Origin of the sequence: Peteryoungia ipomoeae (assembly GCF_004912165.1) — a bacterium.
In the GTDB taxonomy this organism is placed as follows: Bacteria; Pseudomonadota; Alphaproteobacteria; order Rhizobiales; family Rhizobiaceae; genus Allorhizobium; species Allorhizobium ipomoeae.
In genome coordinates, this window is record NZ_STGV01000001.1 from 882141 (window position 1) to 897379 (window position 15239).

General features: G+C 60.8%; 16 protein-coding genes. 8 read left to right on the top strand and 8 right to left on the bottom strand.

The genetic code is table 11. The features are described 5' to 3' along the window. Nucleotides 1–6 precede the first annotated feature (6 nt). On the bottom strand, nucleotides 7–1119 hold the full coding sequence (locus tag FAA97_RS04240) for a DUF4344 domain-containing metallopeptidase (protein ID WP_246041330.1): 1113 nt from the start codon (nucleotides 1117–1119) through the stop codon (nucleotides 7–9). Between FAA97_RS04240 and FAA97_RS04245 the strand changes: the two genes are divergently transcribed. Further along, a complete protein-coding gene (locus FAA97_RS04245) occupies nucleotides 1118–1687 on the top strand; it encodes an OmpA family protein (protein ID WP_136597258.1) in 570 nt (189 codons plus the stop codon). The genes FAA97_RS04240 and FAA97_RS04245 overlap by 2 nt on opposite strands. A gap of 133 nt (nucleotides 1688–1820) precedes the next feature. Beyond that, the gene (locus FAA97_RS04250; RefSeq protein WP_136597259.1) at nucleotides 1821–2918 is read left to right on the top strand and encodes a catalase family protein; all 1098 of its coding nucleotides are present in this window, start codon (nucleotides 1821–1823) and stop codon (nucleotides 2916–2918) included. Between the two features lie 140 nt (nucleotides 2919–3058). On the opposite strand, the gene ald is transcribed toward FAA97_RS04250, so the two are convergent. Further along, nucleotides 3059–4177 carry an alanine dehydrogenase gene (gene ald, locus FAA97_RS04255; protein WP_136597260.1) on the bottom strand — a complete coding sequence of 373 codons (1119 nt, stop codon included), beginning with the start codon at nucleotides 4175–4177 and terminating at the stop codon, nucleotides 3059–3061. 159 nt (nucleotides 4178–4336) lie between these two features. Here ald and FAA97_RS04260 point away from each other — a divergent pair, with 159 nt between their 5' ends. Then, nucleotides 4337–4798, top strand: coding sequence for an Lrp/AsnC family transcriptional regulator (locus tag FAA97_RS04260; protein WP_136597261.1), 462 nt, complete (start codon nucleotides 4337–4339; stop codon nucleotides 4796–4798). A 102-nt stretch (nucleotides 4799–4900) separates the two neighbouring features. Continuing rightward, nucleotides 4901–5236, top strand: coding sequence for a PilZ domain-containing protein (locus FAA97_RS04265; protein WP_136597262.1), 336 nt, complete (start codon nucleotides 4901–4903; stop codon nucleotides 5234–5236). A gap of 108 nt (nucleotides 5237–5344) precedes the next feature. Here the strand turns inward: FAA97_RS04265 and FAA97_RS04270 are convergent, their stop codons facing one another. Beyond that, nucleotides 5345–5743 carry a hypothetical protein gene (locus FAA97_RS04270; protein ID WP_136597263.1) on the bottom strand — a complete coding sequence of 133 codons (399 nt, stop codon included), beginning with the start codon at nucleotides 5741–5743 and terminating at the stop codon, nucleotides 5345–5347. Between the two features lie 141 nt (nucleotides 5744–5884). Between FAA97_RS04270 and FAA97_RS04275 the strand changes: the two genes are divergently transcribed. Further along, complete coding sequence (locus tag FAA97_RS04275) at nucleotides 5885–7882, top strand: bifunctional 2',3'-cyclic-nucleotide 2'-phosphodiesterase/3'-nucleotidase (RefSeq protein WP_136597264.1); 1998 nt, start codon at nucleotides 5885–5887, stop codon at nucleotides 7880–7882. Nucleotides 7883–7937: 55 nt separating this feature from the next. Here the strand turns inward: FAA97_RS04275 and FAA97_RS04280 are convergent, their stop codons facing one another. Next, nucleotides 7938–8903, bottom strand: a complete 966-nt coding sequence (locus FAA97_RS04280; RefSeq protein WP_136597265.1) for a LysR family transcriptional regulator — start codon at nucleotides 8901–8903, stop codon at nucleotides 7938–7940. Between the two features lie 128 nt (nucleotides 8904–9031). Between FAA97_RS04280 and FAA97_RS04285 the strand changes: the two genes are divergently transcribed. Next, entirely contained in the window at nucleotides 9032–9646 is a 615-nt protein-coding gene (locus FAA97_RS04285; RefSeq protein WP_136597266.1) for an FMN-dependent NADH-azoreductase, read from the top strand. Between the two features lie 66 nt (nucleotides 9647–9712). On the opposite strand, the gene FAA97_RS04290 is transcribed toward FAA97_RS04285, so the two are convergent. Together FAA97_RS04290 and ilvA are read right to left on the bottom strand one after the other, a co-directional pair. Then, nucleotides 9713–10033 carry an HlyU family transcriptional regulator gene (locus FAA97_RS04290; RefSeq protein WP_136597267.1) on the bottom strand — a complete coding sequence of 107 codons (321 nt, stop codon included), beginning with the start codon at nucleotides 10031–10033 and terminating at the stop codon, nucleotides 9713–9715. Nucleotides 10034–10069: 36 nt separating this feature from the next. Next, complete coding sequence (gene ilvA / locus FAA97_RS04295; protein ID WP_168800911.1) at nucleotides 10070–11320, bottom strand: threonine ammonia-lyase; 1251 nt, start codon at nucleotides 11318–11320, stop codon at nucleotides 10070–10072. 97 nt (nucleotides 11321–11417) lie between these two features. On the opposite strand from ilvA, the gene FAA97_RS04300 reads away from it, so the two are divergent. After that, nucleotides 11418–12872 carry a TrkH family potassium uptake protein gene (locus FAA97_RS04300; protein ID WP_136597269.1) on the top strand — a complete coding sequence of 485 codons (1455 nt, stop codon included), beginning with the start codon at nucleotides 11418–11420 and terminating at the stop codon, nucleotides 12870–12872. A gap of 87 nt (nucleotides 12873–12959) precedes the next feature. Further along, nucleotides 12960–13595, top strand: a complete 636-nt coding sequence (locus FAA97_RS04305) for a hypothetical protein (RefSeq protein WP_136597270.1) — start codon at nucleotides 12960–12962, stop codon at nucleotides 13593–13595. Between the two features lie 11 nt (nucleotides 13596–13606). On the opposite strand, the gene FAA97_RS04310 is transcribed toward FAA97_RS04305, so the two are convergent. Both FAA97_RS04310 and FAA97_RS04315 read right to left on the bottom strand, forming a co-directional pair. Next, a complete protein-coding gene (locus tag FAA97_RS04310) occupies nucleotides 13607–14422 on the bottom strand; it encodes an ABC transporter permease (protein ID WP_136597271.1) in 816 nt (271 codons plus the stop codon). Continuing rightward, the gene (locus tag FAA97_RS04315) at nucleotides 14419–15207 is read right to left on the bottom strand and encodes an ABC transporter ATP-binding protein (RefSeq protein WP_168800912.1); all 789 of its coding nucleotides are present in this window, start codon (nucleotides 15205–15207) and stop codon (nucleotides 14419–14421) included. Before FAA97_RS04315 ends, FAA97_RS04310 begins: the two co-directional genes overlap by 4 nt. Nucleotides 15208–15239 lie beyond the last annotated feature (32 nt).

Here is a 15239-nt window from a genome sequence, read left to right on the forward strand (position 1 = left end):
CCATGATCACTTCTTGAGCTTCACAGCGCCAAGGCCGCTGGTCTCGGCCTGCGGCTCGTCGGCCTCTGCATCTCCGTCCTGCTCTGCCTCCTCGTCCTGCTTCTCAAACCAGGTGGAGATCAGTCCGGCGTGAAACGCGGCCATTTCGTAGCAATAGGTAATCTCGCGGTCTGCGGGGTTCCAGAAGGCATTCTCTGTCCCGCAGGTCTTGCCCGTCAGCTTGATCCCGTCCGCGAGGTCATAACCTTCGCCAAAGACGGTGGCGATGGTTTCAAGCGCTCCGGCACTTTTCAAAAGCTCGGCGAACCCCTGCAGATCGTCGTTTCCGGCCGGCTCGTAGGTCACGGTAAACTTGGTCTTCTGGCCGTCTTTCATATTGGCGCCAAGCAGGCTCATCCAGCTGTCGCGTGTTCTCTGATACTCGTGAACGCATTCCTCGCGTCGCGCCTGCGGAAAATCGAGCGAATCGGCAAATTCCTTGAAGAATTCCGCATTGGCGCCGGTCATCATGCAAACGATCGAATAGGCACGCTGGCGGTCAAGCCCGTGCGTACCCATGAAGTCGTCTTCCTGCGGCCCATCCTCTTTCGCCTCATCCAGGAGAAACCAGCCATCGGCGCTGTCCTGCATGGTGGTGTAGAGTTCTTCGTCTTCCGCGCCGAGGAGCAGTACGGAGGAGAGCGCATCGACTGCATCTTCTTCTCGTCCGAGCACCGGAAGCCCCAGTTCAGATACCAGCATGTGTCCGGCTTCGTGGAAGAGGATGAAGATCGCATTGTTGATGACAAACTTCTGCCCTTCCTCCACCTGCTCGGGCGAAAGCTCGGCGGCACGGACATCCGTCCGCCATCCGGTCGTCAAGACCGCGACCAGGGCAAGAAGTGCCACAAAATGACATCCGATCCGCATCATCCGCGCCCCCTTGCGCTTGTTGAGGAACGGAACTGTAGCGCCGTCGTCGCCCAGCAGGAAACGCCATTTTTGGCCTGATGACACCGGCACCCGCAAACTGCGCTCTTCTGCCGGATGAATGCAGGATAACAAAAGGTTCAGTCGCAATTCACGCCCGGTCTGCGATCCTTGCGCATCGATTTCAGCAAGGGTGAGGGTGACTTCCATGGACAGACGTTCTTTTCTGATGGCAATCGGCGCGGCCGCACTTGTTCCGACCGGCGTGCTGGTCCCAACCGGGGCGTTTGCCCAGGAAGCGCCGAGCGAGGAGATGATCATGCGCCGGCTCGATGCCGCGCCGCAAAGGCAGGTGGCGCCGCAGAACCGCGTCACCATCAACGAGTTCAAGCGTCGGCCCGAACTGCGCCGCGCAGCGCCATCCATCGACATACAGGCGATCAACTTCGCCACCGGTTCGGCCGAAATTCCGCGCTCGGAATTCCGCAAGGTGAGCCAGATCGCCCGCGCCATGGAGCGGCTCTTGCGCCGTCGACGCTCAATCCGTTTTCTCATCGAGGGCCATACCGACGCTGTCGGTTCGGCCTATGCCAACCAGATCCTCTCCGAGCGCCGCGCCGCATCGCTGAAACAGGTTCTGGTGCGTGAATTCGGCATTCCCTCGCGGATCCTCGAAACCGTCGGCTACGGCGAAGACTATCTGCTGATCCCGACAGAGCGCGACGAGTGGCGCAACCGCCGCGTCACGCTTCGACGGATCGACGATTTCGTCCGCTGATGATTGATCGAGAAGGTCGATCGCGAGGGCCCGGTTTCGGGCCCTCGGCATTTCTCCGCCCCGGCGCCGGCCGCAGGAACACCCGCCGCTTAAGGGCGTTCTCTCCGTTGCAACAGAACCAACGGAGCGCTTGATGCCGCTTAATCCTCCCATCCGCTACAGTGCCGACCTCGAGAAGCCCTCCCCCGATGAGCAGGCCGTGATCGAGGACATCAAGGACAGCATGCTCTACATCATCGGCAAGACGCATGAGGATCTGGGCCATGCGCAGCGCAGCGTACACGCCAAGAGCCACGCGCTGCTGGAAGCAACGGTCACGGTTCATGACGGCCTGACGCCAGAGCTCGCCCAAGGCGTGTTTGCCGAGGGGGCCCGCGTCTATCCCGCGATCATCCGCATCTCGACCATTCCCGGCGACCCGCTGCGCGACAGCGTCTCCCTGCCCCGCGGATTCGCGATCAAGCTTTTCAACGTCGAAGGTGCGCGACTTCCCGGCAGTGAAGGCGACGTGACGCAGGATTTCCTGTTCGCATCCGCGCCTGCCTTTGCGGCACCGGATGCCGCCAGCTTTGCCAAGAACCTGAAACTCATCTCGCGCACCACGGATCGGGTCGAATGGGCCAAGAGCGCGCTGAGCTGGATCCTGCGGCCGATCGTCAAGGGGCTCGAGGCGATGGGGGCCGATGCCGGCGCGCTGAAGGCCATGGGCGGCTATCCGGAAACCCATCCGCTCGGCGAACACTACTACACGCAGGTCCCGATCCGCTTCGGCGATCACGTTGCCAAGCTCGATATCGTGCCGCAGTCGGAAAGCTTCAAGCGTCTTGTCGAAGACCGGATCGATCTCTCCGAAGGTCCGGATGTGCTGCGCCAAGCCGTAGCCGAGGTGATGGCAGCGGAAGGTGGCGCATGGACGCTGCGCGCCCAGCTCTGCCGCAACATCGAGACACAGCCGATAGAGGACGCCTCCGTCGTCTGGCCCGAGGAAGAGAGCCCCTATCTCGACATCGCAACGATCCGCGTCGCGCCTCAGACCGGCTGGTCGGAGGGCCGATCGCGGGCGGTGGATGACGGGCTGACCTTCCGCCCGTGGCGCGGCATCGAGCTGCACCGTCCACTCGGCAATGTCATGCGGGCGCGTCGCCAGGTCTATCCGGTCGCCGCAGCCCGCCGCAGCGAACTCATCGGCTGTCCTATGCACGAGCCGAAAAGCCGCCCGGACCTGCCATGACGGCACGCGATCCCTCGACGCGCCGGCGACATCGGCAGCGGTCCGGATAGCAAACGAGAGACGGCAGCCCCACACTCGGGGGGCTGCCGCCTCCCTATCTCATGACAGGTCGTCCAACGCGCCGAGGCGCTTTGCGGCGGTTACGCCACGCTGAGCACGGCCTCCGGCGCATGCGCCGGATATCCCAGCGCCTCGGCCACCGGCGTATTGGTCACCCGGCCCTTGTGGACGTTGAGGCCATTGCGCAGGTGGCGGTCCTCGGCGATCGCCCGCAGACCGCGATCGGCGAGCGCCAGGCCATGGACGAGCGTTGCATTGTTCAGCGCATGCGCCGAGGTCACCGGAACGGCACCCGGCATGTTGGCCACGCAATAATGCACGACGCCGTCGACCTCATAGGTCGGATCGGAATGGGTCGTGGCATGCGATGTCTCGAAACAACCGCCCTGATCGATCGCGACGTCGACGACGACGGCCCCCTTCTTCATCCCGGAGAGCATTTCGCGGGTGACGAGCTTCGGCGCGGCAGCACCGGGAATGAGAACCGCACCGATGACGAGATCGGCGGAAAACACTTCCTGCTCCAGCGCATCGATGGTCGAATAGACGGTATGCACGCGGCCATGGAAGATGTCGTCGAGCTGGCGCAGGCGCGGCAGAGACCGGTCGAGGATGGTAACGTCGGCGCCGAGGCCGACCGCCATCTTCGCGGCATGCAGGCCGACCACGCCGCCACCGATGACGGTGACCTTGGCCGGAAGAACCCCGGGAACGCCGCCAAGCAGGATGCCGCGACCGCCATGGGCCTTTTGCAGCGCGGTTGCGCCCGCCTGGATCGCCAGGCGTCCGGCGACTTCCGACATCGGCGCGAGCAGCGGCAGCCCACCACGATCATCGGTGACAGTTTCATAGGCGACAGCGGTGACGCCTGACTCGATCAGACCCTTGGTCTGGTCCGGGTCCGGCGCGAGATGCAGATAGGTGTAGAGGATCTGGCCTTCGCGCAGCTGCACCCATTCGGACGGCTGCGGCTCCTTGACCTTGACGATCATGTCGGACTTTTCAAACACGTCCCTGGCCGAGGCGGCGATCTTCGCGCCAGCGGCGATGTAAGCGTGGTCGTCTGCGCCGATGCCGGCACCGGCCCCCGTCTCGACCAGCACGTCGTGGCCATGCGCCACATATTCTCTGACAGCACCGGGGGTGAGACCCACACGGTATTCATGGTTTTTGATTTCCTTCGGGCAACCGACACGCATCAAGCGTTCCTCTCATGTTATCGCGGTCTGCGCCGCGTGGATTGTGATGGCGAAATTCAAACATCGATCCCGCACAATGTCCTTGCAAAGTCAGGAGCCTCGCGGCATCAACTTCGCACGTTCTTGCGCCATACGACGCATTTTTGGAGATTCCTGCGAATGGCAGAATTGGATTCGATTGATCGTGCAATTCTGAAGGCGCTTCAGGAAAACGGCCGCATGACCAATGCCGAGCTTGCCGAAAAGGTGGGGCTCAGCGCCTCCGCCTGTTCGCGTCGACACGACATGCTGGAAAAATCGGGCGTCATCAGCGGCTATCATGCGCGTCTTGCCCATGACGCCATCGACTACAAGATGATGGTGATCGTCCATATCTCGCTGTCGGGGCAGTTCGCCAAGACCTTGACCGAGTTCGAGGCCGCCGTGAAGCGTTGTCCGAACGTGCTCGTCTGTTACCTGATGTCGGGCGAATACGATTACATCCTGCGCGTCGCGGCCAAGGATCTTTCTGACTATGAACGCATCCACCGCGACTGGCTCTCGGCCCTGCCGCACGTGGTCAAGATCAATTCGAGCTTTGCGCTACGCGAGATCATCGATCGGCCGAATGTCGGCCTCTGACGCAAAACAGACAATTCTAACGATCGAATTTAATCCGTCCTCACAGCTTGGTGATACAACCTGCCTTGTTATGTCACAGACCTACATTTCAGGACGATAAACATGGCCAAGAATCTCGGTATGGAAGTACGCAAGGCTCCCCGCAGCCGTTGCCGTATTGCGAGCAAGGTACGCTATTTTCAGCAGGAAGCCGCGGGTCGCATTATCGACATTTCGCGCACAGGTCTCGCGATTGAGTTGTCGACCGGTCTCAATGCCGGCGCTGGCAGCACGGTCGCCATCGAAACCGATGAAATCGGCCTGCTGGAAGGCATCGTCCGCTGGAACTACAGCGGTCGCCTCGGCATCATGTTCCGCCCCAACAGCAATGCTGCTGCAAAGGTGGATGCCTATTTCCGCAATTTCCATCGCGAATACCGTCCGGTTTTGGCCCGCTGACAGCGCAATCAGCGTCTTGACCCGGCCGCCGCAAACCCTGCGGCGGCTGCACGGCACGCCCGTTTCTTGCCTGACCCGAGAGTTGATCGGGCAGATTTTGCAATCGATTCACAATTGCTTACCGCGATAGATGGCATTTGAGCGATTATTGAAGGTCGCCTTTAAGAGATAGCCGGGAATGTGGCCGGCACAGAACGCCGCCTCAATCGACGGAATGCATTTCGGATGACCTCTAAGCCCGCGCCCCCTGATGCTGCACCACGCCGGTGCATGGCCTGTCATGTCAGGGCCATGATCGATTTTCAGGGCCGGCACTACAGTGTGCGGATCGGGCAGATCGAGTCCAGCCGGCTTCTCATCCACCCCGTCACGCCCCTGTCCATCCCGAAAGATGCGATCCTGGTGGTAAGCTCGGCCGAATTTGGCAAGATCGAAGCGCGTGTGGCGAGCGTGTCGGAACGGTTCATCACGGTTGAATTTGCCCAGATCAACGCTGCCATCGAACATCTTCTTGCCCTCGGGGACCTGCAAGGCCAGTAATCGGCACAATTTTCAGGTGTGAGACACAGCTGTGTCTTTTTGCAATGCAACTCTCGGCGGAGCGGTTAAGCTGCCTTCGTTTCAAACTGAACCCTTCGGGAGTTTCCCATGGCTTTTGTTGCATCCCTCCTTCATCTTCCCTCCTTGTCCCGTCGCGCCTTTCTCGGCGGCCTTGGCGCTTCCGCCGCCCTCGTCACCCTGCATCCCTTTGCGGCTCGCGCCAGTGGCAACCAGGCCCATCTGCGGCTGATGGAAACCACGGACATCCATGTCAATGTGATGCCCTATGACTATTACGCCGACAAACCGAACGACACGATGGGCCTTGCCCGGACCGCGCGCCTGATCGACGCGGTGCGCGCCGAAGCCGGCAATTCCCTTCTCGTCGACAATGGCGACTTCCTGCAGGGCAATCCGATGGGCGACTACATGGCCTATCAGAAGGGCATGAAGGCCGGCGACGTGCATCCGGTCGTCAAGGCGATGAATGTGCTTGGCTATGATTGCGGCACGCTCGGCAACCACGAATTCAACTACGGCCTGGACTTCATGTTCAACACGCTGGGCGGCGCGAAATTTCCCTTCGTCTGCGCCAATCTCACCAAGGGCAAGCTCGCCGCCGATCCCAAGGACGACGAGCTCTTCTTCAAGCCCTACGTCATTCTGGAGCGCATGATCCGGGATGGCTCCGGGCAGGAAAGCCCGATCAAAATCGGCTTTATCGGCTTCGTGCCGCCGCAGATCATGCTGTGGGATGCTAAAAACCTCGAAGGCAAGGCTCTGACACGCGACATTCTGCAGGCCGCCCGTGCGTTCGTTCCGCAGATGAAGGAAGAGGGTGCCGATATCGTCGTGGCACTCTCCCATTCGGGTATCGACGGCCAGGGCGAAAAGGAAGGCATGGAAAATGCCTCCCTCTATCTTGCCGGGGTAAACGGCATCGATGCGGTCTTCACCGGCCACCAGCATCTGGTCTTTCCAGGGAGCAAGGACTTCGAGGATGTGCCGGGGGCGGATGCCGTCAAGGGCACGCTGCTTGGCAAACCAGCGGTCATGGCCGGGTTCTGGGGCTCGCATATGGGGTTGATCGACCTTCTCCTGGAGAAGGAGGGCAACAGCTGGAAGATTGTCGACTTCACCTGCGAAGCGCGCCCGATCTACCATCGCGACGACAATCGGAAGGTCGTTGCGGATGTCGATGACAAGCCGGAGGTCGTCACGGCCATCGCTGAAGACCATCAGGCGACGCTCGCCTATGTCCGCACGCCTGTGGGCAAGACGTCGGCGCCGCTCTACTCATACTTTGCCCTTGTCGCCGATGACCCGTCCGTGCAGATCGTCTCGAACGCGCAGACCTGGTATATCAAGGAGATGCTGAAAGACGGCGAATACAAGGATCTGCCGGTGCTTTCGGCTGCCGCCCCCTTCAAGGCCGGCGGACGCGGCGGTCCCGACTACTTCACCGATGTGCCGGCAGGCGACATCGCGATCAAGAATGTCGCCGATCTCTATCTCTACCCCAATACGATCCAGGCTGTTGTCATCACCGGCGAGCAGGTGAAGAACTGGCTGGAAATGTCGGCGGGCATGTTCAACCAGATCGAAGCCGGACGGCAGGATGCTCCGCTCCTCAACCCGAATTTTCCATCCTATAATTTCGACATCATCGATGGCGTAACCTACAAGATCGACCTGACCAAACCGGCGAAATTCGACAAGGACGGCCAGGCGGTCAATCCGCAGTCCAGCCGCATCGTCGATCTCTCCTTCGACGGCAAGCCGATCGATCCGGCGCAGCGCTTCGTCGTGGCGACCAACAATTATCGCGCCGGCGGCGGTGGCAAGTTCCCCGAAATTGCCTCGGACAAGGTGATCTTTGTCGGCCCCGACACCAATCGCGACATCATCGTCCGCTTCATCGTCGAGCAGGGAACCATCAATCCCGCGGCCGACGGCAACTGGTCCTTCGCGCCCCTGCCCGGCACCTCCGTGACCTTTGAAACCGGTCCCAAGGCGCGCGACTATCTGGGCGCCGTCTCCTCGGTCAAACTGGAAGATGCTGGCGAAGGCCAGGAAGGTTTCGCCAAATTCCGAATCTCGCTCTGACGCGGCCTGCACGTGAAGAACCCGCGACATCCGATCGCGGGTTCTTCACGTTCCATCAATCGCTTATACCGACAAGTTCACCTGCATTCTGAAACTCTACCGGAATTTTTTCATGCGATCCCGGGCAGTTCTGCAGGCTGGTGCCAAAGGCGCTGATCAGCCAGGCGCCGGCTGGGCCCGGTGGCCGCTCCGTCTTGCGAATGGCATAAAGCGTGTAGGCGCCCCGCTCGTAGGCAGGCAGATCGAGGTGCACCACGCGCCCCTTGCGCAGATCCTCCCGCATGATCGAGGCCGGCAGACCACCCCATCCGAGACCTCCGCGGATCAGCTGGAGTTTCGTCGCCATGTCGCTCACCCGCCATGTCTTGTAGGAGAGGACGTTGAAATTGCGCCCAGCTGTCAAATCGGACGCATCGCTGACGACAATCTGCGTCTCCTCGCGCACATCGGCGAGCGAGAGCGTCCGGCTGATCTTCGCCAGTGGGTGATCACGCGCCACGGCCGGCAAGAGATAGTTGTGGCCGATGCGCTCGATGGTCAGCGCATCATCCTGCTCCAGAATGGCCCCGCCAATGCCGATCGATGCGCGACCGGTCATCACCAATTCCATGATCCGCCCGAGTTCGGCGACCTCAAGCCTGAGCGAGACCGCTGGAAAACGCTGCTGAAACTCGCGCAGCACCGACAGTGTTGCGCCCATCGGCACCATGACGCTGATGGCGAGGGAAAGCTCGGGCTCCAGACCCTGCACCATGCTTTTTGCCTTGGCCCGCATCACCTGCAGATCCGAGACGATCCGCCGGGCATCGCTGAGCATTGCCCTGCCCGCCTCGGTCAACTGGGATTGGCGCGTCCCATTGCGGGCAAAAAGTGAAACACCGAGTTGGGCTTCGAGATTGGCAATGGTGTAGCTGACGACGGATTGGGCTCGGTTGAGCTGGCGGGCGGCAGCTGAAAAGCTGCCGGCATCGGCAACAGCGAGGAAGACCTGCAATTGATCGAGCGTTGGATTGGCTTCCATGGGCGAACACCTTGCCATCTATTTATTCGATGAAATCAATCTATATTATCACCGTTTTCCTGATGGCTCCATCCCACTAAATCCTGGCTCGCGTCCTCCCACGCTGAGAGCATACAAGGATTTAGACCATGTCATCCATTCTTCTCGTCACATCGAGCCCCCGCGGCGCAGAATCGCTGTCCAATTCCGTCGCCACCAAGTTTGCCGAGGACATCAAGGCACAGACCGGCGGTACGATCACGCATCGCAATCTCTCCGACAGCCCGCTTGCCCATGTCGATGGCACCTTCACCGCCGCCATCCGCAAGCCGGCGGAAGAGCGCTCGGCAGACGAAGCGGCAGCGGCTGCGATTTCGGACGAGCTCGTGGCCGAGCTGATGGCCGCTGACACCATCGTCATCGGCACCGGCCTGATCAACTTCAACATCTATTCGTCGCTGAAGAGCTGGATCGACCATATCGCCCGCGCTGGCGTGACCTTCAAATACACGGAGAACGGCCCGGTCGGTCTTGCCAGCGGCAAGAAGGCCTATCTGGTTCTGGCAGCGGGCGGCGTCTACTCCTCTGGCCCTGCCGTCTCGATGAACCATGCCGAACCCTATCTGAAGACGGTTCTTGGCTTCCTCGGCATCGAACTGGTCGAGACCATCTATGTCGAAGGTCTGGCCTATGGTCCTGAGGCTGCTGAAAAGGCGATTGCCGCAGCACATGCCAAGGCCGAGGAACTGGCCCGGGCCGCCTGATCCACCGCCTCCCGGACGAGAAGCCGCCGATAGCCCTGCTGTCGGCGGCTTTTTTATGCCGGCACCTCAGGCGCTGCGCTTCGCCTCACCGTCGGCAAACAGGCCGGGACCATTCTGATCGATGATCTGCTGCGCCTTGCGCAGGGCGCTTGTTTGCGCATCCTCAAGGCTCGTGAAGACATCGGCGCGGATGAAGCTGCGCTCAAGTACCGCGCCATCAACCGTTTTGACGATTCGGCCCGCCAGCCGATACTGGTTGCCCTCACGGATCGGCTCGGCAAAGATCTGGCAGTCCTGATAGATCTCCGGTTCACTCGCCGGTTTCGCCTGGGGTACGGCAGCGGCACCACCGGTGAACAACGATGCGATACGCGACAGCAGGGACATGAATAGCTCCTCTCAGAAAATTCGGGGCATGGCGGATCAGATGATCAGATTGGCCAGGATCTCGTTCTCGGTGATATCCTCAAATCCCAGCCCGGCCTGATCGAAACGCTCGAACAGATCGGCGAAGTTCTCCCGCTTGCCCGTCTCGATGCCGATCAGGATGGAGCCGAAATTGCGCGCCGACTTCTTCAGATACTCAAAACGCGCGATATCGTCTTCCGGTCCGAGCAGGTTGAGGAAATCGCGCAGCGCTCCCGGACGCTGCGGCAGTCTGAGGATGAAATACTTCTTCAGGCCGGCATAGCGCATCGCGCGCTCCTTCACGTCCGGCAGACGCTCGAAGTCGAAATTGCCGCCCGAGACTACCGCGACAACAGTCTTTCCGGCGCGCTTCTCCTCCGGCAACTGGGCAAGCGCCGCCAGCGACAGCGCGCCTGCGGGCTCGAGCACCACACCTTCGATGTTGAGCATTTCGGTCATCGTCACGCAGATCGCGTTTTCCGGCACGATCTCGACCTGCTCTGGAGAAAAGCGCTTCAAGGCCGCAAAATTATGATCGCCGATTCGGGCGACGGCCGCACCGTCGACAAAATTGTCGACCTTCGGCAAGGTCACGACCCTGCCCTGTTCGAGACTGGTCTTCAGGCTCGGCGCGCCGGCCGGCTCGCAGAAGACGAAGGCTTCATCCGGCAGCGTGTCCTTGAGATAGCCGGTCATGCCCGAAGACAGACCGCCGCCGCCGACCGGCATGATCACCAGATCCGGCACGACGCCTTCCGGCAATTGCTGCATGATCTCGGCGGCAACGGTCGCCTGTCCCTCGATGATATCGGGATCGTCAAAGGGCGGCACCATGTGACCGCCGATCGTCTCCACATGCTCGCGGGCTGCCGCATAGCACTGGTCGAAGATATCGCCGATCAATCGGATGGTGATGAAGTCTCCGCCGAAGGTACGGGTCTTGTCGATCTTCTGCTGCGGCGTCGTCACCGGCATGAAAACGACGCCCTCGACACCGAAATGCCGGCAGACATAGGCAAAGCCCTGGGCGTGATTGCCGGCGGAGGCGCAGACGAAGGTGGTGTCGGCGGGGCTGTCGGCGACGATCTTGCGGAAGAAATTGAAGGCGCCACGGATCTTGTAGGAGCGTACCGGCGTCAGATCCTCGCGCTTCAGATAGACATTGGCGCCAAAGCGGGCGCTCAGGTGATCGTTGAGCTGCAAGGGCGTTTCAGGGAAAAGTTCCCGCATCGCAACCACTGCATTCTCGACGTCCATTACCTTCACTCCGCGCATCCGTTGAAATTTCGACCTCACCCCGCTATGGCATAGACGCGGGGCAGAGACAAAGGCTCTTTGTCCGCCAACTCGCGGATGACATTTCTTGAACACCAATCTGCTGCGCTCCGTTGTCTATATCGCCGCGCTCTGCGGCCTCTACCTGTCAACGGCCATGCTGATCCCGGCGATGGTCGACCTCTATTACGGCGAGCGCGACTGGGCACTGTTTGCGATCTGCGCCGCCATGGTCGGTGCGATCTCGCTGATGGCCTCCATGGCCACGCGCGGCCCGCCGCCGGCCTTTTCGAAGCGCATGGGCTTTCTGCTCGTCAACGTGCTCTGGGCAGTGTTCTCGCTTGTCGGGGCAATTCCCTTCTATTTCTCGGATCTCGAGCTGACCTTTGCACAGTCCCTCTTCGAAGCGATTTCCGGCATCACCACAACCGGTTCCACGGTGATTTCAAACCTGCATCAGGTGTCGCCCGGCATCCTGATGTGGCGTGCATTGCTTGCCTGGCTCGGCGGTATCGGCATTGTCGCGCTCGGCCTGTTCGTGTTGCCCTTCCTGCGGGTCGGTGGCGTCTCTTTCTTCAAGATGGAATCCTCCGATACCGGCGAGAAGCCCTTTGCCCGCATCGCCACCTTCACGCGCGCCTTCATGGCCGTCTACGTTGCCATCACGCTTGCCTGCATCATTTCCTATGACGTGACGGGCATGGGCCATTTCGACGCCATTGTGCATGGCTTTACCACGGTCGCCACGGCAGGTTTCGGCAATTACGACAACTCGTTCGCGGCCTTCGACAGCCATGCCCTGCTCTGGGTCTCGACCTTCTTCATGACGGTCTGCAGCCTGCCCTTCTCGATCCTGATCGTGCTTCTGGTGCGCGGCCGCCTGGATGCGCTGCGCGATCCGCAGATCTTCGTCTTCCTGGCCTATCTCTGCACCTTCGCCATCCTGGGCGGGCTCTACAATCATGTGCGCAATGGCATCGAACTGCCAGTCGCGCTGACGCACTCCTTCTTCAACTTCGCTTCGATACTCTCGACCACAGGCTATGCCAGCGAAGATTACACGCTGTGGGGGCCTTTTGCGGTCGCGGCAGCCTTTTTTGCCACCTTCATGGGCGGATGTTCCGGCTCCACCGCCGGCGGCATCAAGGCCTATCGCTTCGTCATCCTGTTCAACATCATCGTCACGGGCCTGAAGAAGCTCATCTATCCCAACGCGGTCTATTCGGTGCGCTACGGCAACCAGAATGTCGATGCCGATGCACAACGTGCCGTCTTCCTGTTCATCAGCGCCTATATCTTTATCTGGGCCATCGGCTCGATGGGGATGGCGCTTGCCGGCTACGATTTCGCAACGGCCACCTCCTCCGTGATCACGGCCCTTTCGAATGTCGGCCCTGGTATCGGCCCCCTGATCGGCCCGGTTGGCAACTTTGCCATGATGAATGATCCGGAGCTTTACATCCTGTCACTTGCCATGCTGCTCGGCCGTCTCGAGGTCCTGACGGTTCTGGTGCTGCTCGTGCCGATGTTCTGGCGGTCGTAACCACCGTCGGAGCCGCTCGCCACCGACTTGACGCAAGCCCTGCAACCTCCGCACTCTGGTTTCAGAGGAAATGGCGGGAGAATCGGCATGCGGCGAAAAGCAGGATCAGCGAAAGCATCGGAACGGTCTGAGGGCTGCGCCAAGACTGCCTCTCTGCTGCTTGCCGCCTTCTCTCTTGCCCTTGGTCTGCCCGCAACGGCCACATCCGGCCCGCTTCTCGATGCCGCCATGAAAGCCGAACGGCTCGCTGCCGCGGGCGATGCGGTGGCTGCCCTCGATGCGATCCAGGCAGGCATGGCCGCTTTTTCGCAAGCCCTGCCGCTCACCATCGCCCGCGCCAAGTTCGTGACGGAGAAGCCTGCGGCCTATCGCTCCTACCGCGAAAAACCGGATCCGATCTTCCGCCGTGGCGAGCCGCTGATCACCTATCTCGAAATCGTCGGGCTAGACTGGAAGGACACCGGCAGCGGCGAGATGGAAGCGCATTTCACCGTCGACATGCGCTTGACCGACGCGACAGGGCGCGACGTGGCTCTGAAACAAGGCTTCGGCGATTTCCGCTATGCCGGCCAGGGCATGGCGCAAGAGGTCTTCACCCACCTGACACTCGATGTCGCGGGCGCCGCCCCCGGTTCCTATGTGTTGTCCTACACCCTCAACGATCTCGTCTCGGAACGCTCGGTCCGGGTCGAGCAGCCGTTTTCCATCGCCGGCGACAGCTGAACCTTATCTATTCACTGCGCCATCGTGGAGCGATGCGCCCAGCCCGTCATCCGCCGCTCCACCCAGGCCATCAGCGCATACATTGCAATGCCCTCGACAGCCAGCGCCAGCAGGCCGGCAAAGACCAGCGGCACATTGAACTGGCTCTGCGCCGAACTCATCATATTGCCAAGACCGTAATTGGAAGCGACCGTTTCCGAAACGACTGAGCCGACAAAGGCAAGCGTCACCGCAATTTTGAGCGATCCGAAGAAGTAAGGCATCGACCGCGGAATGCCGACCTTCAGCATGATATCCATCTTCTTCGCACCAAGTGCCCGCAACACGTCTTCCGTTTCCGGCTCGATGGTGGCCAGGCCCGTCGCGACATTGACGACGATCGGGAAGAAGGAAATCAGAAATGCGGTGAGCACGGCCGGCACCGTGCCGATGCCGAACCAGATGACCAGAATCGGAACGAGCGCCACCTTGGGGATCGCATTGAAGCCGATCATCAGCGGATAAAGCCCGGCATAGATGGTTTTCGACCAACCGACAAACAGGCCAAGCGCCAAGCCCGCCACCACGGCAATGAGAAATCCGAGCGTCGTCGTGTAAAGCGTCTGCAGCGAATTCTTCCAGATCGGCGACCAGTATTGCAGCACGGCTTCAAACACCCGGCTCGGCGCCGGCAGAATGGTCGGCGGCATGTCGAGCGCCAGCACAAGCAGCTCCCAGCCGGCAAAAAGTCCGATGGTGTAGAGCCAGGGGGCAAGCCGCACCCAGTTGATCCGCAGCGGCGGGCGATTGGCTGTATGCAAGGCGGTTCCAGTCGATATCGTCGTCATGCGGCCACCCTCGCCTTGGCAATTTCGCCGTGCAGCACATGCACCATGTCGTTGAAAGCCTGGTCATACATGAGATCGAGGTCGCGGGGCCGATTGAACGGCACGCGGTGCTCCGCGATCACCCTTCCAGGCCGCGCGCTCATGACAAACACCCGATCGGCCAGAAACACGGCCTCTCGCAGGTCATGCGTCACCAGCACCACGGTCACACCTTGCGCGGCGTGAAGGTCGCGAATGACACACCACAACTCTTCACGCGTGAAGGCATCGAGCGCTCCGAAGGGCTCGTCGAGCATCAAGAGGTCAGGCTCGTGTATGAGCGCCCGGCAGAGATTGGCACGCTGCTGCATGCCGCCGGAAAGCTGCCAGGGATATTTCGATCCCACCCCTTTCAGGCCAACCATTTCCAGCAGACTTTCCGCCTTCTCGATATAGGCCTTGCGGTGCTTTCGCAGACGGTGGCGATGTTTTTCGACAATCTCCAGCGGCAAAAGGATGTTGTCGAGCGTGGTGCGCCAGGGCAGCATCGTCGGATTCTGAAAGGCCATGCCGACAATGGAAACCGGTTTGGTCACCTCTTCGCCCGCCACGATGACGGTGCCCTTTTGCGGAATGTGGAGACCCGTCACCAGTTTCATCAAGGTGGACTTGCCGCAACCGGATGGGCCGACAACGGCTGCAAATTCGCCCTTGTCGACGCGCAGCGTCAGATCAGAGACGGCGAGCGTGCCGCCCGCGCCGCCATAGCGCATATCGACGCCATCGATGGATACAAGATGAGACATGGTTGCTCCTTTTCGCTTCCACTTTTCCCCGG

Coding starts and splice junctions, on each gene's coding strand:
- FAA97_RS04245 (WP_136597258.1), top strand. CDS start 1,118: ATGGACAGACGTTCTTTTCTGATGGCAATCGGCGCGGCCGCACTTGTT.
- FAA97_RS04240 (WP_246041330.1), bottom strand. CDS start 1,119: ATGGAAGTCACCCTCACCCTTGCTGAAATCGATGCGCAAGGATCGCAG.
- FAA97_RS04250 (WP_136597259.1), top strand. CDS start 1,821: ATGCCGCTTAATCCTCCCATCCGCTACAGTGCCGACCTCGAGAAGCCC.
- ald (WP_136597260.1), bottom strand. CDS start 4,177: ATGCGTGTCGGTTGCCCGAAGGAAATCAAAAACCATGAATACCGTGTG.
- FAA97_RS04260 (WP_136597261.1), top strand. CDS start 4,337: ATGGCAGAATTGGATTCGATTGATCGTGCAATTCTGAAGGCGCTTCAG.
- FAA97_RS04265 (WP_136597262.1), top strand. CDS start 4,901: ATGGCCAAGAATCTCGGTATGGAAGTACGCAAGGCTCCCCGCAGCCGT.
- FAA97_RS04270 (WP_136597263.1), bottom strand. CDS start 5,743: ATGTTCGATGGCAGCGTTGATCTGGGCAAATTCAACCGTGATGAACCG.
- FAA97_RS04275 (WP_136597264.1), top strand. CDS start 5,885: ATGGCTTTTGTTGCATCCCTCCTTCATCTTCCCTCCTTGTCCCGTCGC.
- FAA97_RS04280 (WP_136597265.1), bottom strand. CDS start 8,903: ATGGAAGCCAATCCAACGCTCGATCAATTGCAGGTCTTCCTCGCTGTT.
- FAA97_RS04285 (WP_136597266.1), top strand. CDS start 9,032: ATGTCATCCATTCTTCTCGTCACATCGAGCCCCCGCGGCGCAGAATCG.
- FAA97_RS04290 (WP_136597267.1), bottom strand. CDS start 10,033: ATGTCCCTGCTGTCGCGTATCGCATCGTTGTTCACCGGTGGTGCCGCT.
- FAA97_RS04305 (WP_136597270.1), top strand. CDS start 12,960: ATGCGGCGAAAAGCAGGATCAGCGAAAGCATCGGAACGGTCTGAGGGC.
- FAA97_RS04310 (WP_136597271.1), bottom strand. CDS start 14,422: ATGACGACGATATCGACTGGAACCGCCTTGCATACAGCCAATCGCCCG.
- FAA97_RS04315 (WP_168800912.1), bottom strand. CDS start 15,207: ATGTCTCATCTTGTATCCATCGATGGCGTCGATATGCGCTATGGCGGC.